Below are 20,348 nucleotides of genomic sequence, written 5' to 3' on the forward strand. Positions count from 1 at the left end.
ACGTCAATGTCGACAGGAGGCCCCTTGGTGATCAATTGGGACGGACGGATCACGCCATTCCCCGCCGACCTCGCGGAACGCTATCGATCGGCGGGTCTGTGGGGCTCGAGCTCGATCGGTGAGGAGTTCCACCGGGTTGCTCGACGGGATCCGGCGCGGTGCGCCGTGGTCGCCGAGGAGGGATCGCTCACCTACGGAGAGCTCGACGAACTCACCGACCGTCTGGGGGCCGGACTGGCCGGGCTGGGGTTGCTGCCAGGCGATCGGGTGATGGTGCAACTCACCAACCGGCTGCAGTCCGTCGTCGCGTGGTACGGCCTGCTGAAGGCCGGCCTCATTCCAGTCTGCACCCTGGCCGCCCACCGCGCCCACGAGATCGGCGCGATCAGCCGCAAGGTCGGCGCCGTCGCGCACCTGGTGGAGTCGGCCCCGACGCCGTCCTCCTTCGACCTGATCTCGTTCGCGATCGACATTCGGCGCGATCATCCGACGCTGCGTCACATCCTCACAGCCGGTGCATCGGAGGATTCCCCCGGCGTGCGGATTGAACAGCTCATCGCCGACACGGATGCCGCGCTGGCTCGCGACCGGGTGGCGGAGATCCAGAAGATCATCGACCCTGACGAGGTCGTCGCGTTCCAGCTGTCGGGAGGCACGACGGGGATCCCTAAACTGATCCCTCGGCTGCACGCCGAGTACTGGTACAACGCCTTCGCCTTCGCCCATGCCAGCGGCTGGTCGGAGCAGACGCGCGCAGCGCACCTCATTCCGATCATCCACAACGCCGGCATCTCCTGCGCACTGCACGCCGTTCACAGTGTCGGAGGCACACTGATACTGGCCACTGCGGTGCTGGACCAGGCGCTCGCCTTGATGGCCCGCGAGCGTGCGACCGATGCCCTCATCGGCCACGGGCATTTCTCCGTGGTCGACCACGAGAGGTTCGCCGAGGGTATGACATCGATGCGACGGGTTCTGCTCTCCGGCGCGAAAGTGCCGCCGCGCGTCTTCGAGGCCTTCGAACGACAGGGGGTGTGGGCCGGGCAGACCTTCGGAATGGGCGAGGGGCTGTTCACCATGTCGACGCCCACGGCGACGACCGAGAATCGGTTGCAGACCGTCGGAGTGCCCATCTCATCTCTCGACGAATTCCGTGTGCTCGAACCCGGCACCGAGTCCGAGGTCGAGGATGGGGCCGTCGGCGAGTTCGTCTGCCGGGGCCCGTACACGATCCACGGCTACTTCGACGCCCCCGAGATCAACGCGGCGTCCTTCACCTCGGATGGCTTCTACCGGACCGGGGATCTGGTGGCCGTCCGGCAGCTCGGCGGCGAACGCGGCATCGCGATCGAGGGCCGGTTGAAAGATCTGATCAACCGGGGTGGCGAGAAGATCAGCGCCGAAGAGGTCGAAGGATTGCTCCTTCGCCACTCGGGCATCGTCGGTGCGGCACTGGTCGCGATGCCGGACGAGCGCCTCGGCGAACGCGCCTGCGCCTACCTCGTCGCTGCCCGCGAACCCCTCACCCTGGATGATGTGAGAATGCACCTCGACGCATTGTCCGTGGCGAAGTTCAAGTGGCCCGAGCGCCTGGAATGGGTCTCATCGCTGCCGATGACCCCCGTCGGCAAGGTGGACAAGAAGCAGCTCCGGGCACGGGCCGCCGAGGCAACCCTGACGGCGAGATAGAACCGTTGACGTAGTTGTCAGAGCCCCCTGTAGAGTGAGGGCGTATGAGCGACAAACGACCCGAGCCGCCGATGAGCAAGTCGGGGGTGCGTCGGGGCCTAGTTGAGCAGGAGATCTTCGATCAAGCCACCCGGCTCTTCGCACAGCGAGGTTTCTCCGGCACGAGCTTCCAGGACATCGCCGACGCCGTAGGGCTGACCCGCCCGGCCCTTTACTACTATGTCAAGAGCAAGGACGATCTACTCGCCCGACTCGTGGCGGAGACGACCGTGTCGGCCGCGACCGAGGTGGCCGAGCTCGCTCAGCGCGAGGAACGATCGGCGACCGAACGCGTTCGGGACATCATGCGGCATCTTGTGCGTCAGCAGGGTGAGCACGGCGAACGCTTCCGGCTTCTCCTGCGCTCCGAAGCGGATCTGCCCGACTCCGTCTCTGATTCGTACGACGCGAATCGTCGAGCCGTGCTGCGTTCGATCACGCGGGTCATCGAAGAGGGCATCGCGCTCGGCGAGTTCCGAACGGTCACGCCGTCCATTGCGGCGTTCGGCACCCTGGGCATCGTGAACTGGGTCGCCTGGTGGTACCACCCCAACTCGAACCTCGATCTCGAAGCGGTCTCGATCGAGCTCGCGGAGATGGCGGTTCGCAGTCTTGCCTCAGAGGACGGGCGGTTGACCTCCAGCAACCCCCTCGACGTGCTGCGCAGTCTCCGGCTGGACATCGACCGGATTGAGGGCATGCTCACCGATCCACTCTGACCCGCAGGGGAGGCGTGGGGTTTCTCGCCGTGGACGGCAATCGGCCCGGCTGCAAAGATGCGGCCGGGCCGAGAGGTCTTCCAGTGGCAGTGCGACGAGGTCTCAGCCTCGCGCTCGACGACGACGCGTCAGCGTGGCGATCGTCAGGGCGATGAGCAGTGCAGATCCGTTGAACACATCCTGCACGAAGACATCCGCGCCCAGCTGCTGCAGGCCGGTGATGCCCACCCCGATGACGTAGACCGCGATGATCGTGCCGAGGATGTTGTAGCGGCCCGGTCGGATGCAGGTCGCACCGAGGAACGCCGCTGCGAAGGCCGGGAGGAGCGAACCCAGGCCGATCACGGGTGAGGAGCCACCTAGGCTCATCATCGAGATGCATCCCGCGAGTGCACAGAGGAATCCGGTGATGGCGAAGGACTGGCGCACCTGGCGGTCGGCCGCGATGCCCGACAGGCGTGCGGCCACCACGTTCGCCCCGATCGCGTAGGCGCGCCTTCCCCAGACCGTGTACTCCAGCAGCACGAACAACACGGCGGCCACGATCGCCAGGTAGAGGAACGGCAACGGGATGCCCGCGATGCTCTGGCGGCCCAGGTCGAAGAACCAGGCCGCGGCGGTGCCGGTGATCACCTGGTTCTTCGTGAGCCATTCCGTGAGCCCGAGAACGAGCATTCCGGTGCCGAGCGTCGTGGTGAACGAGGGCAGACCCAGCCGGGTGATCAGCTGACCGTTGACGACGCCGATCACCACACCGACGAGAAGGACCACCAGCAGCGCGAGCAGTGGATGCCAGTGCTCGCGGAGCACGAGCACTGCGCACAGGCTCTGGGCCAGGCCCAGCTGGAATCCTGTGGAGAGGTCGAAGTGTCCGGCCACCAGCGGCACGACCACGGCCAGTGCCAACAATCCCGTCGTCGCCTGCACCGACAGGATCGTCTGGAGGTTGGACACCGTGGCGAACACGGAGGGGTTCAGCAGACTGAAGATCACCCAGAGAAGCACCAGCACGCCGATCAGGGCGAACCTCGAGGTGAGGTCCGACAGCGCCGGTCCGCGACCCGTCGAACGGGATCGAGGTCCGGACTCGGCGACCCTTGCGTCCTTGCCGCGTGGGACGGTGCCCGTCGACGTCGGCGATTCCTTCAGGCCGCTCACGACTTACCCCACAGCTTCTGGAACATCGCCTCGTAATCGAAGTCCAGGTTCCAGCCGGACTCGTACACGTCATCGGAGGCGTCGTCGATGTTCGCGGTGGTCCAGAGCCTCTGCGGCATGACCCAGAATTTCTCCGTCGGTAGTCCCGACATCAGCCGGCCGAGGCTGTCGACCGACAACCACGATTCGTACAGGATGGGTGTGGAGAGGTCTGCCGCGAGAGTTCCTGAGGCGACGTTCGCCAACTGATCGGGGAATCCCTGCACCGAGACCACGTTGACGTTTCCCGTCTTGTTCGCCTGCTGGATGCCCTGGTAGACGAAGCTGAGGCAGCAGTCGTCGGGGGAGACCAGGTAGGTCGTGTCGGGATTCTGCTGCAGTCGCGAGGTCACCAGCGGTGCCAGGCTCGTCCCCATGGTCTGCACCGGGATGTCGGCCGTATCGACCGTGCAGTCCGGGCAGTCGCTGGCGAGCTTGGAGGCGACGGTCGCGATCCTCGTCTCGGCCGAGTAGTAGCCGGGGAGATCCAGCAGGAGCACATTCGCTGCACCGTCCGAATCGGCGATGATCCAGTCGGCGATGTCCTCGCCGCCCTTGACCGGGTCGCTCCCGAGGTAGGTGTCCACTCCCGCTACGTCGGCGTCCGTCGGCACCTGAGCGGTGAGGACGAAGGGGATGTTCTTCTCTGCGACGACGGCCATGGCGTCGGCCATCAGGTTCGGATCGGCGGAGATGTCGATGATCCCGTCCACCCCGGTCTGAGCGGCCTGCTTCAGGAGCTGATTCGACACGGTGGGGTCGAGCTTTCCGTCGAGCATGTCGACCGTCCAGCCGAGTGACTCGGCGATCTGCTTGGTCTCATTAGCCTCGGCGACGCATCCTTGTCCGGAACTGCCGCAGTACAGGATCAGGATGTGCTTGTCGGCCGGTTGCGTGAACGCCTCCGTGGGCCCCTGTACTTCGGTGACCGGATTCATCGCGTCCACGATGACGTCCGAGCCGCCGGCGGTCGGTGCGACCTCTCCCACCGTTCCTGTGCATCCGGTCAAAGCCAGTGCCGCGATGGCGATCGCAGCCAGCTGACGTACTCGCCGTCGGCCGACGATTCGTCGCGCTCGTTCAGAGCTCTCCACAGTCTTACCTCCTTGTAGACTTCGGGTCAGCCAAATCATCGTTTATGTAGGTGATTCGACTCATTCGTCAAAAGGTACGATGCGCGCCATCCTGTGTCAAGTGCCCGGCGGCGTGACCGGAGTGCCCGAGGCCGGCGCGACCCGGTCGGTCTCTTCCGGAAGGCCGAGACCGACCAGGAACGGACTGATCCGCCGCCCGTGGACGAGCCCGGCCCGAGCGAAGGGGTCGGAGTCCAGCACGCTGCGGCACTCGTCCTCCGTCTCGGAACGCAGCATCAGCAGCGCCCCGGTCCCATCCGGGTAGGGTCCGCTGAACACCAGGATGCGTCTCGCCTCGAGACCCCTCAGATAGGCGGCGTGATCCGGGCGCACGAGTTGACGCCCCTCCACGTCCGCGGTCGAATACTCATATTGCACTGCGAACAGGCCCATACATCTCTCCTCGATCGTCGACGACGGCCATCAGACGATGGCGCCCATGCTGGTGTGCACGACCTGTCCCGTGATGGCACTGGAGGCGGGCATGCACAGAAAGGTGATCACTTCGGCGACCTCGCTGGCCTCCGATGCGCGCCCGATCAGGTTCTTCAGCGGCCCGGAGCGCATCTGTTCGTTCAGGCCGTCGCGGTCCCAGCGCACCAGTGGTGTGTGCGTGGGCCCGGGGGCGACGGCGTTGACGTTGATACCGTGCAGGCCGATCTCGGCAGCCAGGCTCCGCGCGAGCTGCGTGATCGCCGCCTTGGTGGTGGAGTACGCGGGGTTCGACATCTCTGCGCGAAAGGCCGAGCTGGAGCTGAGGAACACGATGCGCCCCTTCACCCCATCGGCGATCATCCGCTCGGAAGCGAGACGCGCGAGCACGAAATTCGAATGGAGGTTGACTCGGTGCACCAACTCGATGACGTCCTCAGGAACGTCGAGCACGCCGAACGGGGGGCCCATGATGCCTGCGGAACAGATCAGGAAATCGATTCCGCCGGCCCACTCGATCGCCGCCGAGAACACGGTGCGGATGTCCTCGGAGCGGGCCAGATCGACTGTGTAGGCGGTTGCCGTGCGCCCCTTGTCCCGGAGTTCGGAGGCCTTCCGTTCCGCGCCGTCGCCATCCGCGTCCAGGATCACTATCGCCGCACCCTGACGGGCCAGCACGTCGCAGGTGGCGGAGCCGATTCCCGAGGCCCCACCCGTGACGAAGGCTGTCCGGCCGGCGAGGCGATACGAACTCTCCTCGGTCATCCGGCGGACCTCGAATCGATCTCGAAAGGGGATCGGACCATCAGTTGTCTGTCATGCATAACATCTCGCTCTCCCAGTGAATACGACGACATTGTCAAATCTTTCACCTGTATGTCATATGCTGGGGAGATCATGGGGCGATGTCAAGTGCCTTGCCCGGGCAGGGCACAGCGGAAGGTTTACCGTCGGGCGGGATACCCTTCCGCTGTGATCCGCTCGTCAGGCGATCTTGGCGATCATCTTTCCGGCCACGCGACCGGTGAACATGTCCGGGAAGGACGTCGGGATGTTCTCGAGCCCTTCGATGACGTGGGTGGTGGAGAGGAGCCTCCCGTCGGCGACAGCTGGGGTCAGCTCCGCCAGGAACTCCGGGTAGAAGTCGTAGAACTTCGTCACGTTGAATCCGCGGACGGTCAGGTCTTTGTAAAAGATCGCCCGCAGGACATCCGGCAGTGTGTTCGGACCTTCGAAGGCCCCCGTGGTGGTGATCTGCGACATCACGCCGCCGACGGCGATCTGCGCACCCAGGTTGACGTGCGGAAGCAGGATCGGGAACTGGGAAGCCCCGACGTTCTCGTAGATCGTGTCGATCCCGTCGGGCAGCGCAAGGGCGAGTTTCTGCTCGAAGTCGTCGGCCTTGTAGTCGACGGCGGCGTCCACGCCGAGGTTCTCGAGCAGGTGGCGGGTCTTCTCAGGGCCGCCGGCGATGCCGACGACCCGATATCCCCGCAACTTGCCGATCTGCGCCGCGGCCGAGCCGACGGCGCCCGCTGCTGCGGTGACGACAAGAGTCCCGCCGGGCTTCGGATTGAGCACCTTCGTCAGGCCGACCCAGGCGGTCAGGCCGGTCACTCCCAAGGCGCCCAGGTACGACGTCAGGGGCACCGCTTCGGGGTCGACCAGCCGGATGTCGGATCCATCGGACAGGGCGAAGTCCTGCCATCCGGTGGTGCCGAGAAATCCCGTCACCCGGTCACCGGCGGCGAAGCCGGGGTGGTTGCTCTGTTCCACCACGGCGACCGTGAAGCCGAACATCGTGTCTCCGAGTTCGATCGGAGCCTGGTCGCTGTTCGCGTTCCCCATCAGGATGCGATTGAAGGGGTCCATCGACACCAGGGTGTTGCGAACGAGAACCTGTCCCTCTCCCGGGGTCGGTACCTCCTCCTTCTGGATCTCGAAGTCGCTGGGCTTGGGGTCGCCGTGGGGTCGTGCCACCAGAACGATCTTTCGATTCACCTGTGTGCTCATGTGCATTCCTTTCGTGGGGTGTTGTCATGCCGCTCTGCCAGAGAACAGCGGGCATCCGGACGCAGCCAGTGCTCTTCGTATCCCCTGTATCGAGAGGGCACTCCCTGGTCGGGAAAAGGCGGCTTACGGTACTGACATGACCGAGCAGCCGAACACCCTGGGTGATTTCCTCCGAGCGCGCCGCGATCTCGTCTCTCCTGAGCAAGTTGGAGTGGTCGAGGCGGGAAGACGCCGGGTGCCCGGATTGCGACGTGAAGAGGTCGCCCTGCTGGCCGGAATCAGTGCCGAGTACTATCTCCGTCTGGAACGCGGGCGCGATCTGCACCCCTCGGTGGGGGTGCTGGAATCCCTCGCCCGCGTTCTCCAGCTCGACGAGGAGCACCTGAACCATCTGCTGAGCCTCGCCGCCGAGAAACCACGACACCGGGGGCGCAAGGTCCGTGCGGAGATCGTGCCCGACGGAACTCGAGCCATGCTGTCCACCCTGCCCTATCCCGCCTTCGTGGAGGGCCGCTATTTCGACGTCCTGGCGGCGAACCCTATGGCTTCAGCACTGTCTCCTCGATTGTCCGTGGGGGGCAATCAGCTGCTGGACGTGTTCCTGGACCCGGCGGAACAGTCGCTGCACCGTGATTGGGACGGCACCTTGCGGTGCTACGTCTCGAGTCTGCGGCACGCGATCGGTCCCGACACGGACGACCGCCGATTCATCGAACTCGTCGGTCGGCTGTCGCTCGCCAGCACTCGCTTCCGCGACCTGTGGACCCGCCACGACGTCAGCTCTCAGCGCGGCGGTCCAGCGCTGTTCGATCATCCGCAGGTCGGGCTGATCACACTCCATCGCGAGAGGCTGGCGATCAGTGGGACCGACGGGATGACGCTCGTCATTTATCACGCCGACCGAGCGTCGGTAGACGCAGAGAAGTTGACTCTGCTCGCCTCGTCCTCGCTCGCACCGGCAGAAGGAAACGGATCCGATCGCCGTGCATCCGTTCGCCGTTCCTCGGCGGACCTGAACGGCTGAGCGCCACGACCTAAAGCCCCCAGACCTGCTCCAGAAAGGACATTTTTCATGACCGACCAGAAACGAGTCGCCGTCGTCACCGGAGGCACCGGAGCCATCGGTGATGCGATCGTCACGGCCCTCCGCGCCGGCGGGTACCAGACCGTGGTCATGGGTCGGCGCGGCGGGGACGTGCGCGCCGATCTGACCTCGGAGGCCACCACCAAACAGGCAGCGGCCCAGGTGCTCCACGAGTACGGGCGAGTCGACGTGCTCGTTCACGCCGCCGCCGTGATCGACCCGATGGCATTGCACGAACTGGACGCCGACCGGTGGCGCCGTCTCCTGGCGGTCAACGTCGAGTCAGCGATCTGGCTGGCGCAGGCATTCGCCCCGGGAATGTCCGAACGCCGATTCGGCCGGATAGTGATGGTGGGTTCGGATACGCTGTGGTCGCCGCCCGGCAGCCAGTTCCTTCCCTACGTCGCAGCCAAGGGCGCTCTACTCGGAGTCGTTCGCACACTCGCGGTCGACTTCGGGGCCGACGGAATCGCGGTCACAATGGTCGCACCCGGTCTCACCGACACTCCGATAGCCCGAAGCGTCAACGACTCCGCCCAGTTCGATGCCGTCGTCGCCACCCAGGCGATGAAGCGACGCCTCGTTCCCGAGGACACCGCGAACGCCGTGGCCTTCCTCGCTTCCGATGGTGCGCAGGCAATGACCGGACAGGTTCTCGTCGTCAACGGCGGAACGACTCTGCGCTGATGTCCCGCCCGAACACCGCACCCTGTAAGGAAGGATCACGATGACCGAGTCGAGCACCAGCATTGCAGCCCTCTGGGTGGCTCAGGCGAAGGAAGGAAGGGAGGCCGAGGTGAGGGAGCTCATCGCTCGCGTTGTCACCCCGGCACGCCACGACGAGGGGAACATCGACTACGAGGTCCATGAAGACGAGGCGCGTCCGGGAACCTTCGTGGTGTACGAGCGGTGGGTGAGCAGAGAGGCCCTCCGTCGGCACACGGAGTCTCCCTGGATATCGGAATTGATCCCGCCGCTGCTCGAGCTCACGACAGGGAACATCGAGGACGAACTCCGATTCCTCCGTCCCATCCGTCCGACCCGTTGACTCGGACCCTCAGGAAAACAGGAGGAACTTGGAGACACTCAAGAACGATCTTGCCGACAGCCACCAGGGATTGAGTGCCCGTTCGCGTGGTGCGTGGGCCGGCACCACGCCGGCCGCCGTCAGCTCTAACCGTTTCACTGCCAGCTCCCCGTTGAGTATGGTCCTGATGATTGTCGCCGTGCTGCGGTCGTTTCGACCGGTCCGCCAGCGGATCGCCGCCGTCGCTTATGCAATGCTTGACGCTCGCTCTGTGGGAAACCATCGTGGGCACCCCCAGGGGGCTTCGTCGCAGGTAACCTGTGACCCTGCGCCAGAGCTGTTCAGCCGGTCACCTCGAATTCTTCTACGCAGCCGACGTCTCGCAACCCTAGGGATACGAGATGTCTCGTCCGGGCGCAAAGTTGCGGAGATGGCCTCCCGGGTTTGCTGGGTCCGCGGTTCTCGCATCTATGTATCTCAAGTGGGTGATTAGAATCGTGTAAACGAACTGAGTTGTGAGACGGGTTGTGCATGGGAAAGCTGATCGGGTACGCCAGAGTGTCGACCAAGCAGCAGAACACTGACCGTCAGATCGCAGACCTGATTGCTGCCGGCGCACGCCGAGATGACCTCTATATAGATAAGGGTGTCTCTGGAGCCAGGGCGTCTCGCCCGGAGTTCGATAAAGCGATCAACGCACTCGAGGCCGGCGACACGTTGGTGATCGCGACGTTGGACCGGTTGGGGCGGTCGACGCAGAACATGCTCGTGTTCGCAGAGCAGCTCCGGGGAAGAGGCGCCGGCCTCCGGGTGCTCAACCTAGGTGGCGGTGATGTCGACACGGGAACCCCGATGGGAGCGATGGTGTTCACGGTGATGGCCGCGCTTGCGCAGATGGAGCTCGACATCAAACGTGAACGTGTCGGCGACTCGGTGTCCAAGCGCCGAGCGGCAGGGAAGGATCTGGGTGGCCGGCGGAAGACGTTTACGGATTCTCAGATTCGGAGTGCTGCGATGCTGGTTGGGCAGGGCGAACCAATCGCGCAGGTCGCGAAGGAGCTGAAGATCTCGCGGGCGACGTTGTACCGGCGCATGTCTCTGCTGGACCAGGCTTGACGTTGGCAGTGCCATCTGAGAGGTGCTGCATTTAGGGGGCCTACACCGGGCAACAAATCGGGCAGGCTCTGTGCCACATCCCGATCCCACGGATTCTGTGGCCGTGAGTCGGATCGCGAGGGTTTCAGTGATCGACCCTCTAGCGGTCGCTCTCTACTGGTGGCCTCACTGGTAATCATCGGCTGTCGAAGTTAGCCTTTGCAGAACCAAATGGAGGGAACGTACTCATGGGTATCGTCATCGCAGCTGTGGCCGCAGGATCAATTGGTCTCGCTGCGGCATTCGTCGGCGTAGCCGCCCTCCTTCGTCAGAAGAATGGGGTCGGTCGGCGCGCCGACCACCTATCGGCATCTGATCCTGCCTTCGCGAGCGAGCTTCGTCAGCTGCAGGCACAGATCGACTCCGGGCAGAGCGGATACCGCTTCTAGCTACTTGCGGGTTCGATTGAACGTTGAGCGGTGAGGGATCCCGCAATGGGCGGGTGGGGCGGGTACTGCCGCCGCGGCGTCATTGCCCGGGCGGCTGTTCTCCGTCCGGGTCATGGGCTCTGAACCCCTCCACCACGCAAAACTGCGGGAGTTCGACCTGCAGGTCACGCACCAACCTTTCGCCTCGGCAGTCCATTGCCGGCCGACTTCGGCATCCGGCCACCGAACTTCTTCTACGGGATCGAGCACCGTCTGCCAGATCTGATTCCATTTCCGCAGTCGCAGACGAAGTTCATCCGAGATCGGCAGGGGACCTGTGAGATCCCGTGGGCCCCACTCGGGCCAGAGCCGCACGACGTTCATGCGATCCTCGTCTTCTTCTGACGTTCCCCTGACTGCAGGGGTAAGGAGGTCGGCATACAGTCACTCAGTTCCCGAGCATTAATGGTCCCGTTGAGGGATCGGCTAACGTGCGGCGGGGATGACGAAATAGCGCTGTGAAAACGCGGCCACTTAGCGCTGCGATTCACAGAAGGGGAGTGGCCGGCCGTGTCCACCCCGGTTGAGCTCGCCTTAGATTTCTGAGGCAATAGCCTTCGCGATATGCGGCACTCTTGCGTGGTAGTTTGCCGGGGCTATGGGCATCGCAACAGTTGTGTATCCGGCGGGCGGCCGGATTGCGTGCGCGAAGCGCATGCGCCGGGTCATTGTGTGTTGCGGCGGAGTGGTTGCATTAGGGTGCGGTCCCAGCGCAGCACGCAGCCGGTGTCGGTGCGCAGCCGGTCGGCGGCAATGAAGTCGGGGTCGACGCCGAAGTTCTCGCGGTATGCCTCGTAGGCGGTGAGGCTTTCGAAGGTGAAGAGCGCAAGAGCTTTGTCGCTGGCACCTTCCGACGGCAGGTAGTAGCCGTGATGCACCCCGCCCTCACGCTCGACGAGTTCGATCCATCGGGCTGAGTAGGTTTCGAACTGCGTGATCTTGCTTGGATCGATCGTGTAGTCGATCACGAAGGTGACGGGCATGGGCGGCGCTTCCTGTCAGGGTGTTGACGAACCCGGGTCGTCTGTCAGCAGACGTGCTGTGGGGGCTCCGTCGATCCGGGAGCTTCCATCGAAGGGGTATCCGCATACGAGCACGACCGCTTGATCGGCGCCGTGGTCTTCGTGGTAGAGCTCGATGGGCGTCGAGCTCTCTCGTCCAACGGTGATGTATCCCATGTCCTTGTCCCCGCATCGTTGTGCCGCGAGCTTGTCTACCGCTGGGCGCACGGCCTTGTTGTGGCGGCGTGCTGATGACGCTACTGGCTGTCTTAGACGGTTGTAAAGAACATCTTTGACATCTGTCAATGATGTGCCACACTGATCCAAGCTCACCGCGTGAGCTACCGGCAAGAACGCCGAACCTGAACAGGGAGACCACCATGATCGATCACGTGTACATTTCAGCTAGCGACCCGGAACGTTCGTTCAGATTTCTCGTCTCGGCTTTGAAGCCGCTTCGATGGGAGGAGTTCGGGCAGTTCAGCTCCGGCGGGCCGGGCACTGCCGTCGACACCTGGGGTCTCGCGGACGGGGCAAACAGCATCTGGCTTCGACCCGGTAAGAAGGACTCGATCGAGGGCATCTACCTCGGCATCGCCGCAGACAGCACAGACGCCGTCGATGCGACCTACGCTGCCGCGTTGGCCGCCGGCGGGAACGACGACGGTACACCCGGCCCGCGTCCCCAATTCGCTGAAGGCTACTACGCAGCCAACTTCACCGACTTCGACGGCAACCAGTTCGAGATCGTGAAGAAGAGCTGGGCATAGATACCCCAGCCCGCCTCCGGTCCATCCGCGCTGCACAGTTCGCCCGACGAGATCTGATCCGAGAGCGGTACCTCAGACGATGCCGCTCTCGGCAGCTTCTCCAAGCGGGATCTGTGGCACCGCCCCCGCTCATCAACACCAAGGATCTGTGCAACGAACCAACACAGCAATCCGATCCACCGAAAGAGCAAACCTGCTTATGGGAGCACGTCCGATCTCATCCGACCCACGGTCGCAGAAATCACGCCAGCAGATCCTGGACGCCCTGCACGCTCAGGCGCGGGCCGGAGAGCTCACCAGCATCTCCTCGTTGAGTGAGGCTGCCGGCGTCACTCGAGCAACCTTCTACAACCATTTCGACATCTTCGAGGAAGCAGCATGGTTCGCCATCCTCGACAGCTTCGACCACCTCATCGCCCGAGCATTCGAGAAACGTGACGAGGGCATCCAGTTGAGGGTCGCGGCGATCGAGAACCTTCGGCTCATCGTCGAGCTGCTGCGCGCCGAACCGCAGCTCTTCCATCTGGCGGATACCTACGACAACGGCTCCGACCTCCGTGGAATAGGCGAAATCTTCCGCGTTCAAACCCGCCTCGTCTGGAAGGACAGCGGGAACGTCTCGGCCACAGCGGAAGTCGAAATCACCTACGCTGCCGCCGGGCTGTACGCCGTGCTCTCGACGGGTGCTCGAGGCAACGAAGACGCTGACGAGATCGCTCGGGTGGCGCATTCCCTTCTCCCGGAATGGATGCGCCAACCCAACCGCACTTGACCGTCATCATCGAGGATTCCGCCCGGTCATCGTGTAGCGCTCCCTCGCGAATCGCGAGGCAGTTATCAACAGCACGCTGTGTAGGCCTTCCGACGGCGATCTGAGACGTCTCGAAACCTTCGGACTTTTGAGATAGGTGTGACTCGCCGATGTCTGACCGGGGGCGTTGATGGCGGTGCGCGCTCGTGCTTTACTTGCTCCCACCGTGTGCATTCGCTTTGTGCGTGTGACGGGTCGGTCATTCTGACGATGCACCGCCTGATGAGCACACGAGAGGCCGACCATGTCGAGTTCTGGTCACCGAGTAGCCCTGCTCGTGTTCGACGACATGAAGCTGCTCGACCTCGCCGGGCCGGCCGAGGTCTTCGCTGAGGCGAATCACTTCGGTGCCGACTACCGGATGAGCATGGTCTCGGTCGACGGCCGTGATGTGCGGACCTCGATGGGGATGAGGATTCCCGTGGACTCCTCGGCCGCGTCGCGGGGGGCGTTCGACACGGTGGTCGTCACCGGCGGCGAGGCGTTTCCCGCGGGCGAGGTCACCGAAGCTCTGGCATCGGCAGCGGTGAGCATGTCGAAACGCGCAGCCCGTACAGCGTCGATCTGCACCGGGGCGTTCGTTTTGGCTGCGGCCGGCCTGCTCGACGGCAAGCGAGCCACCACCCACTGGCATCACACACGGGAGCTCGCCCGGCGCTATCCCGGCATACGGGTTCAGCCGGACGCCATCGTGGTGGAGGACGACGCGACGTACACCTCGGCCGGTGTGACGGCCGGGATCGATCTGGCCTTGACGCTCCTCGAGCAGGATGAGGGCGCCGAGGTCGCGCGAGGTGTCGCTCGCGCCTTGGTCGTCTATCTTCGGCGGGACGGTGGTCAGACCCAGTTCTCGGACAGTCTGCTCGCTCCGGTGGGGGAGGCGTCGCTGCTGCGCGTGGTGGTGAGCGCGGTGATGGCCGACCCGTCAGCTGAGCACACCGCCTCGAGCATGGCGGCGATCGCTCGGGTGAGTCCTCGGCACCTCTCTCGGTTGTTCCATGACGAGCTGGCGACGACTCCGGGCAAGTACGTGGAGATCGTGCGGGTGGACAAGGCGAAGTCGCTTCTCGATCTGGGTCACACCGTCACGCGCGTGGCGGAGGACTCCGGCTTCGGCACATCCGAATCTCTCAGACGCGCCTTCATCGCCCATCTGTCGGTGCCGCCGTCGGTGTATCAGCGCCGCTTCTCCTCCGCCGCCGGTCAGACCCGCGCCGCGTGAAGCCGGCGCGGGTTCGATCGGGTGATCGTCATGCTGCGCGCAGATCCCTAGGACGCGAGGAAGTGCAGCAGGTGGTCGTTCACCTCGGCGGAGTGGGTCCAGCCGAAGCCGTGCGGAGCTCCCTCGATCTCGATGTACTCGCTCTCCGGGAAGACCGCGTGGAAGGCGCGACCGGTCGCATCGATGGGCAGGATGCGGTCCAGCGTGCCCTGCATGATGAGGCTCCGGACTCCACTGGCGCGGATCTTCTCGATGTCTCCGCGGAAGTCCTCGTGCCAGGCCGGCACAACGGCCCACGCGGCGCGCATGGAGCCGGCGGTGGCCACGTTCCAGCTGTTGGTGACCACTTCCTGACTGACCCTGCTGCCGAGGTTCTCATCGAGGTTGTAGAAGTCGCTGTAGAACGCGGTGTAGAACGCGTACGGGTCGTCTTTCGCGGCCGTGACGAAACCGTCGAAGGCCTCCTGCGGAAGTCCGTTCGGGTGGTCGTCGGTCTTCAGCAGGAACGGTTCGATCGGAGCGAGGAAGGCGATCTTCGCAAGGCGATCCGTCCCGTACGTGGCGGTGTAGCGGCCCACCTCGCCCGTACCCATCGAGAAGCCCACGAGCAGGACGTCGCGCAGGTCGAGAGTCGTCAGCACCGTATCGAGATCGGCGGCGAAGGTGTCGTAGTCGTAGCCGACGCTCGGCTGGCTCGACTTGCCGAACCCCCGACGGTCGTAGGTGATGACCCGGTAGCCGGCCGCGAGAAGCGCCCGCGTCTGAGGCAGCCAGGACGCGCCGCTGAGCGGGTAGCCGTGGATCAGGACGACCGGCTGCCCCGTTCCGTGGTCTTCGTAGTACAGGTCGATCGACGTGCTGTTCTGTTTACCCACTGAGATGACGGACATGATTTGCTTTCCTCGCTGAGGTACGGAGCCGGAGGGCCCCTCGACATCACCCCGAATGAGGCGATGACCTCAGTCTCGGGAGCATGCGCATCCAGCGCCCCGCAGCCAGGGCCGGACATCCCAGACATCCGGACGTGCATCCCTGTCGGCAGCGCGCGGACGTGGATCGATTTCGAGCCCGTCGTGTTGCTCGTTCCGAAAGTCCACCGGGATGGCACCCATCACATCCTGCAGGTCGAGATCAAGCTCGTCGGCAGGCCGGCCTTCGACGCATGGCTGGGCAAGTTCGACTCCAGATCCGAAGCCGACACGCGCTGGGGGGAGTTCCTACGCGACCTCGGCAACCAGGTGCCCGCTGAGGGCTAATCCGTCACTATTGACATAACGCTCACTATCGGCGACGGCCCCCTAGTAGGTGGCGACGAGGCGCCGGTGGCCGAGCAAAGTAGGGAAATGGCCCGACTTCTGCGCCCCTGATCGCCTACCTTCCTGCAAGGAGCGCGATGCGGGAACTGTTATCGAGACGCCTTCGTTACTCGTTCACCGCTGTTTGGCGCTGTGTTCAGAGGGGTGCATGTATGGTTCCACAATGACCAGAAGGTGGCACCGGTCCGTGGGTGCGACGGCGCTTGCCATAGGTACCGTTGTGGGGCCGGCGGGATGCGCCGACTTCTTCGATCTGGACCCGCCGAATCGCGTGTCGTATGCGGGCGCGTACGAGGCGGAGGTCGGGTGGTGCGGTAAGGCGACTTTCACGTCGAATTATGGGGTTAACGTTGTCGCTGACGAGATTGAGGTGGACGACTCTGGTTATCCCGAGCTCGTCATCACCGGGCGCACTACTCACTTCTTTGCGGATGATCCTGATGTGGTGACGACGTGGAAGTGCATCGGCGATGCGGGCATTATGGGCAGTCTGCGGATTGTTGAGAGCAAGCCTGCATCAGAAAGGTGATGGGCAGTCCGTTTGCTCCACTATCGGACGATGACCTGCGTAGATTCGGGAATTCATGGGAATGGTCGTACGCGGGGCGCCGGCCCGATCTGGCGCGCTCAGGGTGCGGTCGCGAGCGTGAGGCGGTGTCACACGGCTGACCACTAGCCAGTATCCTCCGGGGCGCGACTGCATAGCCGTCGGAAGTCTGCGGCGTCACGAAGGATGCTGTCGGATCCGTCCAGAGGTCCCCGGCACGTGTGCGGCGCCCGTCGCTGATCAGCTCCCAGTCGGCAAGCCACGCGACTGCCGGCGAATCATCCTCCAACGCTTCATTGCCGAGACCGCGCATCGTCGAGATCAGCGGCCGGATGGCCTCATCGCCTGCCTGCAGGAATGACAGCGTCTCGCCTCCGCCGGTGAATGCCTGCAGCGGATGGCTCACGGGGCCGGGTCGGCCTAGGCTCGAGGAATGCGCAGCTTCTACCCCGAGATCGAGCCGTACGCGAGCGGGATGCTCGACGTCGGTGACGGCCAGAGCCTCTACTGGGAGGAATCCGGCAACCCGGACGGCAAGCCGGTCGTGTTCCTGCACGGTGGGCCCGGCGGGGGCACCACGCCGCAGCACCGGCGGCTCTTCGACCCGGAGCACTACCGGATCGTGCTCTTCGACCAGCGCGGCTGCGGCAAGAGCCTTCCGCACGCGAGCGATCCCGATGCCGACCTGAGCGCCAACACCACCTGGAATCTCGTGGCCGACATCGAGCGGCTGCGCGAGGCGCGCGGCATCGAGCGCTGGCAGGTGCTCGGCGGATCGTGGGGCAGCGCCCTCGGCCTCGCCTACGCCGAGACGCATCCCGACCGCGTCACCGAGCTCATCCTGCGCGGCATCTTCACCCTGCGCCGCAGCGAACTCGACTGGTTCTACGAAGGCGGGGCGGCTGCCATCCTGCCCGACCGCTGGGAGGGCTTCCTCGCGCCGGTGCCGGAGGCGGAGCGCCGCAACCTCATCGCCGCCTACCACCGTCTGCTCAACGACCCCGATCCGGCCGTGCACGGGCCGGCGGCCGTGGCGTGGTCGACCTGGGAGGCCTCGGCGATCACGCTCATCCCCCGCGACGACCTCATCGCCACCTTCGCCGAGCCGAGCTACGCCCTCGCCTTCGCCCGCATCGAGAACCACTACTTCGTCAATCGCGGCTGGCTCGAGCCCGAGCAGCTGATCCGCGACGCCTCGAAGCTGCGCGACATCCCGGGTGTCATCGTGCACGGCCGCTACGACCTCTGCACCCCGGCCTACAACGCCTGGGACCTGCACCAGGCCTGGCCCGAGGCCGAGCTGCACCTCATCGCGGACGCCGGCCACGCCTACGACGAGCCCGGAATCCTCGACGCGCTCGTCACGGCCACCGACACCTTCGCCGCACGCTGACCGTGCGCGCACGGGTGGCGACCCTCGCCCTCGTCGTGCTGCTCGGAGCGAGCGGATGCGCGCAAGCGGCTCCCGAAACAGGGGCGGCACCCGAGACCGGCGCCCCGGCCACCGCCCACGCCTCGGGCAAACCCGGCGCCCCGGCAGCGCTCCCTGCCGACGCGGTGCCCGACTACCAGCTCGGGGGCGGCTACGACCCGGCCCCCGGCGTCACGGTGGTGGCCCGCGACAGCACCGACGATCCGGCGCCGGGCCTGTACTCCATCTGCTACGTCAACGGCTTCCAGACCCAGCCCGGCGCCGAGTGGCCCGACCAGCTGCTGCTGCACGAGGCATCCGGAGCCCTGCTCGTCGACCCCGGATGGCCCGACGAGCACCTCTTCGACCTGAGCACGGCCGAGAACCGCGACGCGGTCGCCCGGATGCTCGTGCCGACCATCGAGGGATGCGCGGCCGACGGGTTCCAGGCCGTGGAGTTCGACAACCTCGACTCGTACACGCGCTCGCAGGACGCCTTCACCCTCGACGACGCAGTGGCGTTCGCCACGAAGCTCGTCGCCTCGGCGCACGCGGCCGGACTCGCCGCGGGCCAGAAGAACACGAGTGAGCTCGGCGACCGGGGGCGCGACGAGATCGGTTTCGACTTCGCCGTGACCGAGGAGTGCCACCGCTTCGACGAGTGCGCCTCCTACACCGACGTCTACGGCGACCAGGTGATCGACATCGAGTACACCGACGACCTGCGCGGAAGCTTCGCGGAGGTGTGCGCCGATCCGCAGACGCCGCACGCCACGGTGCTGCGCGACCGCGACCTGGTGCCGGCGGGCGACCCGGGTCACGTCGACGACAACTGCTGACCCCGTCTCTTCACGCTCCGTTCACCGGACCTTCGGCGGGAGTGCCGCCGGGCCGTCTCCTCGGCGACAGAAGATGTGCAGAAGCCTCGGCAGAGGTGCACCTCCGGATGCGCGGCAACCGCACATCCGGAGATCGGATGGGGACAGAACGGACACACGGTGGTCAGGGGTGACGAACGGCCGGTGGCGACACTCGGCGAGACCATGGTGCTCTTCGACTGGAACGGCACGGTGGTGGTCGACGCCGATCGCGCCCGAGCGGCCCTGAATGCGGTGCTCGCGCGCCGGGGGCTTCCGGTGCTCGGCGAGGCGGAGTTCTCGGTGCGCTTCCGGCTGCCGCTCGGGCAGCTGTTCGGGCGGCTCGGCCTTCCGGCCGGCGACCACGCCGCCGCCGAGGAGGAGTGGAACGTCGAGATGGCCGACACCCACGCCCGCCTCCGCGACGGCGCGGCCGAATGCCTGTCCACGCTCTCCCGCGCCGGCGCCTGGCTCGGGGTTGTGTCGGCCGCCTCGGCCGCCGCCGTGCGCTTCGACCAGCGCGCACTGGCCGTTCCGGCCGTGTGGAACTCGGTCGACGCCTCCGTCGGCGACAAGTTCGAGATGCTGCTGCGGCACCGCCCGCAGCGGTCGTACGCGTTCTACGTGGGCGACAGTGCCGACGACATGCGCTGCGCCTCGGCCGCCGGGTACACCGCGGTGGGCGTGACGGATGCCTACTGCAGCCCCGACGTGCTCCGCGCGGCCGGCGCGGCGCACGTCATCGGAACGCTCGACGAACTCTTGGCGATCGTCGCCTGACGGCGAGCAGACCGGTCAGCTCAGGTTGCCGTAGCCGGCTGACGACATCATCGAGAACGTGAAGCTGAACACCCAGACGATCAGCACGATCGCGATGATCAGACCGATCGCGGCGATCGCGATGCTCACCCACATCGGCGCGATCCCGCGACCCGAGCGGCGTCGCACGACCACGGAGCGCCCGATCGGGTAGACGGGGTTGAGGAACGCCCAGGCCCAATGGAACGGGCGCACGTACCCGGCGCGCAGGAGCCAGCGGTGGTCGAAGTAGGCGAGCACGACGGTGGCGGCATAGAGCAGCAGGCTGAGCAGGTTGACGACGCCCTGGACCACCAGCCCCGACATCGAGTAGTCGCCGTAGAGCTGCTGACCGTACGGGTCGGTGATCGAGGTGCGCATCTGCTGTTCGAGGCTCGGGAGGAGCAACGGGATCAGGAGGAACGAGATCAGGGGGAGGAGCGTGATGACCCAGATGAACGGGCCGTACGCCGGGGTGCCGGCGGGGACCGGAGGAAGGGTGGATGCCGCGGGGTAACCGTACTGGGGCGCAGGAGCCTGCGCGTAGGCGGGAGCCACCGGGGCGGCCTGGGCGGGCGCCTGCAGGTGGTCGGTCCAGGCGCCGCCGTCCCACCACCGCAGCTGCGGTGATCCGGCGGGATCGGCATACCATCCCGCGGGCGTCGTCTGGTTTCCGTCGGCGTTGCTCACTGCGTCTCC

Annotated in this window: 22 protein-coding genes; 14 read left to right on the top strand and 8 right to left on the bottom strand. The window is 65.3% G+C overall.

Annotation, left to right across the window (positions count from 1 at the left end):
• The first annotated feature begins 27 nt into the window (after nucleotides 1–27).
• Both ACFJGU_RS09630 and ACFJGU_RS09635 read left to right on the top strand, forming a co-directional pair.
• Nucleotides 28–1,689 carry a (2,3-dihydroxybenzoyl)adenylate synthase gene (locus tag ACFJGU_RS09630; RefSeq protein ID WP_382310327.1) on the top strand — a complete coding sequence of 554 codons (1,662 nt, stop codon included), beginning with the start codon at nucleotides 28–30 and terminating at the stop codon, nucleotides 1,687–1,689.
• 44 nt (nucleotides 1,690–1,733) lie between these two features.
• Complete coding sequence (locus tag ACFJGU_RS09635) at nucleotides 1,734–2,447, top strand: TetR/AcrR family transcriptional regulator (RefSeq protein ID WP_382309814.1); 714 nt, start codon at nucleotides 1,734–1,736, stop codon at nucleotides 2,445–2,447.
• A gap of 102 nt (nucleotides 2,448–2,549) precedes the next feature.
• On the opposite strand, the gene ACFJGU_RS09640 is transcribed toward ACFJGU_RS09635, so the two are convergent.
• From ACFJGU_RS09640 to ACFJGU_RS09660, 5 genes are all read right to left on the bottom strand, one after another.
• Nucleotides 2,550–3,605, bottom strand: a complete 1,056-nt coding sequence (locus ACFJGU_RS09640) for an ABC transporter permease (protein WP_382309815.1) — start codon at nucleotides 3,603–3,605, stop codon at nucleotides 2,550–2,552.
• Nucleotides 3,602–4,633, bottom strand: a complete 1,032-nt coding sequence (locus tag ACFJGU_RS09645; protein ID WP_382309817.1) for a sugar ABC transporter substrate-binding protein — start codon at nucleotides 4,631–4,633, stop codon at nucleotides 3,602–3,604. The genes ACFJGU_RS09640 and ACFJGU_RS09645 overlap by 4 nt, the downstream gene beginning before the upstream one ends.
• Before the next feature lie 201 nt (nucleotides 4,634–4,834).
• Complete coding sequence (locus ACFJGU_RS09650; protein ID WP_382309819.1) at nucleotides 4,835–5,170, bottom strand: YciI family protein; 336 nt, start codon at nucleotides 5,168–5,170, stop codon at nucleotides 4,835–4,837.
• A gap of 30 nt (nucleotides 5,171–5,200) precedes the next feature.
• Nucleotides 5,201–5,974 carry an SDR family NAD(P)-dependent oxidoreductase gene (locus ACFJGU_RS09655; RefSeq protein ID WP_382309820.1) on the bottom strand — a complete coding sequence of 258 codons (774 nt, stop codon included), beginning with the start codon at nucleotides 5,972–5,974 and terminating at the stop codon, nucleotides 5,201–5,203.
• A gap of 219 nt (nucleotides 5,975–6,193) precedes the next feature.
• Nucleotides 6,194–7,222 (bottom strand): NADP-dependent oxidoreductase, encoded by a 1,029-nt coding sequence (locus ACFJGU_RS09660; RefSeq protein ID WP_382309822.1) that lies wholly within the window; start codon nucleotides 7,220–7,222, stop codon nucleotides 6,194–6,196.
• Between the two features lie 136 nt (nucleotides 7,223–7,358).
• Here ACFJGU_RS09660 and ACFJGU_RS09665 point away from each other — a divergent pair, with 136 nt between their 5' ends.
• From ACFJGU_RS09665 to ACFJGU_RS09680, 4 genes are all read left to right on the top strand, one after another.
• A complete protein-coding gene (locus ACFJGU_RS09665; RefSeq protein ID WP_382309823.1) occupies nucleotides 7,359–8,246 on the top strand; it encodes a helix-turn-helix domain-containing protein in 888 nt (295 codons plus the stop codon).
• Nucleotides 8,247–8,294: 48 nt separating this feature from the next.
• Nucleotides 8,295–8,993: an SDR family NAD(P)-dependent oxidoreductase gene (locus ACFJGU_RS09670; RefSeq protein WP_382309825.1), complete on the top strand. Its 699-nt coding sequence runs from the start codon at nucleotides 8,295–8,297 to the stop codon at nucleotides 8,991–8,993.
• A 40-nt stretch (nucleotides 8,994–9,033) separates the two neighbouring features.
• On the top strand, nucleotides 9,034–9,354 hold the full coding sequence (locus ACFJGU_RS09675) for a putative quinol monooxygenase (RefSeq protein ID WP_382309827.1): 321 nt from the start codon (nucleotides 9,034–9,036) through the stop codon (nucleotides 9,352–9,354).
• Nucleotides 9,355–9,864: 510 nt separating this feature from the next.
• Nucleotides 9,865–10,449: a recombinase family protein gene (locus ACFJGU_RS09680; RefSeq protein WP_382309829.1), complete on the top strand. Its 585-nt coding sequence runs from the start codon at nucleotides 9,865–9,867 to the stop codon at nucleotides 10,447–10,449.
• 1,132 nt (nucleotides 10,450–11,581) lie between these two features.
• Here ACFJGU_RS09680 and ACFJGU_RS09685 read toward each other — a convergent pair.
• A complete protein-coding gene (locus ACFJGU_RS09685; protein WP_382309831.1) occupies nucleotides 11,582–11,899 on the bottom strand; it encodes an NIPSNAP family protein in 318 nt (105 codons plus the stop codon).
• Nucleotides 11,900–12,297: 398 nt separating this feature from the next.
• Here ACFJGU_RS09685 and ACFJGU_RS09690 point away from each other — a divergent pair, with 398 nt between their 5' ends.
• The 3 genes from ACFJGU_RS09690 to ACFJGU_RS09700 all read left to right on the top strand — a co-directional run bounded on the left by ACFJGU_RS09690 (nucleotide 12,298) and on the right by ACFJGU_RS09700 (nucleotide 14,720).
• On the top strand, nucleotides 12,298–12,687 hold the full coding sequence (locus ACFJGU_RS09690; RefSeq protein WP_382309832.1) for a VOC family protein: 390 nt from the start codon (nucleotides 12,298–12,300) through the stop codon (nucleotides 12,685–12,687).
• A gap of 148 nt (nucleotides 12,688–12,835) precedes the next feature.
• Nucleotides 12,836–13,459, top strand: coding sequence for a TetR/AcrR family transcriptional regulator (locus ACFJGU_RS09695; RefSeq protein WP_382309834.1), 624 nt, complete (start codon nucleotides 12,836–12,838; stop codon nucleotides 13,457–13,459).
• 283 nt (nucleotides 13,460–13,742) lie between these two features.
• Nucleotides 13,743–14,720: a GlxA family transcriptional regulator gene (locus ACFJGU_RS09700; protein ID WP_382309836.1), complete on the top strand. Its 978-nt coding sequence runs from the start codon at nucleotides 13,743–13,745 to the stop codon at nucleotides 14,718–14,720.
• A 47-nt stretch (nucleotides 14,721–14,767) separates the two neighbouring features.
• On the opposite strand, the gene ACFJGU_RS09705 is transcribed toward ACFJGU_RS09700, so the two are convergent.
• A complete protein-coding gene (locus ACFJGU_RS09705) occupies nucleotides 14,768–15,610 on the bottom strand; it encodes an alpha/beta fold hydrolase (protein ID WP_382309838.1) in 843 nt (280 codons plus the stop codon).
• Nucleotides 15,611–15,673: 63 nt separating this feature from the next.
• Between ACFJGU_RS09705 and ACFJGU_RS09710 the strand changes: the two genes are divergently transcribed.
• The 5 genes from ACFJGU_RS09710 (at nucleotide 15,674) to ACFJGU_RS09730 (ending at nucleotide 19,631) form a co-directional block, all read left to right on the top strand.
• Nucleotides 15,674–15,976, top strand: coding sequence for a hypothetical protein (locus tag ACFJGU_RS09710; RefSeq protein WP_382309840.1), 303 nt, complete (start codon nucleotides 15,674–15,676; stop codon nucleotides 15,974–15,976).
• Between the two features lie 223 nt (nucleotides 15,977–16,199).
• Nucleotides 16,200–16,565, top strand: a complete 366-nt coding sequence (locus tag ACFJGU_RS09715) for a hypothetical protein (RefSeq protein ID WP_382309842.1) — start codon at nucleotides 16,200–16,202, stop codon at nucleotides 16,563–16,565.
• Between the two features lie 451 nt (nucleotides 16,566–17,016).
• On the top strand, nucleotides 17,017–17,976 hold the full coding sequence (pip, locus tag ACFJGU_RS09720; protein ID WP_382309844.1) for a prolyl aminopeptidase: 960 nt from the start codon (nucleotides 17,017–17,019) through the stop codon (nucleotides 17,974–17,976).
• A 2-nt stretch (nucleotides 17,977–17,978) separates the two neighbouring features.
• Nucleotides 17,979–18,833, top strand: coding sequence for an endo alpha-1,4 polygalactosaminidase (locus ACFJGU_RS09725; RefSeq protein WP_382309846.1), 855 nt, complete (start codon nucleotides 17,979–17,981; stop codon nucleotides 18,831–18,833).
• Between the two features lie 183 nt (nucleotides 18,834–19,016).
• Complete coding sequence (locus ACFJGU_RS09730; RefSeq protein WP_382309847.1) at nucleotides 19,017–19,631, top strand: HAD family hydrolase; 615 nt, start codon at nucleotides 19,017–19,019, stop codon at nucleotides 19,629–19,631.
• A gap of 15 nt (nucleotides 19,632–19,646) precedes the next feature.
• On the opposite strand, the gene ACFJGU_RS09735 is transcribed toward ACFJGU_RS09730, so the two are convergent.
• Nucleotides 19,647–20,339 carry a DUF2510 domain-containing protein gene (locus ACFJGU_RS09735; RefSeq protein ID WP_382309849.1) on the bottom strand — a complete coding sequence of 231 codons (693 nt, stop codon included), beginning with the start codon at nucleotides 20,337–20,339 and terminating at the stop codon, nucleotides 19,647–19,649.
• Nucleotides 20,340–20,348: the final 9 nt, after the last annotated feature.

The sequence above is a fragment of the Herbiconiux sp. UC225_62 genome, assembly GCF_042694625.1.
GTDB lineage: Bacteria > Actinomycetota > Actinomycetes > Actinomycetales > Microbacteriaceae > Herbiconiux.

Excerpts from the sequence above, each read along its gene's own strand:
- ACFJGU_RS09680 (WP_382309829.1), top strand. The coding sequence starts at position 9,865 with ATGGGAAAGCTGATCGGGTACGCCAGAGTGTCGACCAAGCAGCAGAAC.
- ACFJGU_RS09685 (WP_382309831.1), bottom strand. The coding sequence starts at position 11,899 with ATGCCCGTCACCTTCGTGATCGACTACACGATCGATCCAAGCAAGATC.
- ACFJGU_RS09700 (WP_382309836.1), top strand. The coding sequence starts at position 13,743 with ATGTCGAGTTCTGGTCACCGAGTAGCCCTGCTCGTGTTCGACGACATG.
- ACFJGU_RS09655 (WP_382309820.1), bottom strand. The coding sequence starts at position 5,974 with ATGACCGAGGAGAGTTCGTATCGCCTCGCCGGCCGGACAGCCTTCGTC.
- pip (WP_382309844.1), top strand. The coding sequence starts at position 17,017 with ATGCGCAGCTTCTACCCCGAGATCGAGCCGTACGCGAGCGGGATGCTC.
- ACFJGU_RS09715 (WP_382309842.1), top strand. The coding sequence starts at position 16,200 with ATGACCAGAAGGTGGCACCGGTCCGTGGGTGCGACGGCGCTTGCCATA.
- ACFJGU_RS09675 (WP_382309827.1), top strand. The coding sequence starts at position 9,034 with ATGACCGAGTCGAGCACCAGCATTGCAGCCCTCTGGGTGGCTCAGGCG.
- ACFJGU_RS09650 (WP_382309819.1), bottom strand. The coding sequence starts at position 5,170 with ATGGGCCTGTTCGCAGTGCAATATGAGTATTCGACCGCGGACGTGGAG.
- ACFJGU_RS09660 (WP_382309822.1), bottom strand. The coding sequence starts at position 7,222 with ATGAGCACACAGGTGAATCGAAAGATCGTTCTGGTGGCACGACCCCAC.
- ACFJGU_RS09635 (WP_382309814.1), top strand. The coding sequence starts at position 1,734 with ATGAGCGACAAACGACCCGAGCCGCCGATGAGCAAGTCGGGGGTGCGT.
- ACFJGU_RS09690 (WP_382309832.1), top strand. The coding sequence starts at position 12,298 with ATGATCGATCACGTGTACATTTCAGCTAGCGACCCGGAACGTTCGTTC.
- ACFJGU_RS09665 (WP_382309823.1), top strand. The coding sequence starts at position 7,359 with ATGACCGAGCAGCCGAACACCCTGGGTGATTTCCTCCGAGCGCGCCGC.
- ACFJGU_RS09705 (WP_382309838.1), bottom strand. The coding sequence starts at position 15,610 with ATGTCCGTCATCTCAGTGGGTAAACAGAACAGCACGTCGATCGACCTG.
- ACFJGU_RS09710 (WP_382309840.1), top strand. The coding sequence starts at position 15,674 with ATGACCTCAGTCTCGGGAGCATGCGCATCCAGCGCCCCGCAGCCAGGG.
- ACFJGU_RS09670 (WP_382309825.1), top strand. The coding sequence starts at position 8,295 with ATGACCGACCAGAAACGAGTCGCCGTCGTCACCGGAGGCACCGGAGCC.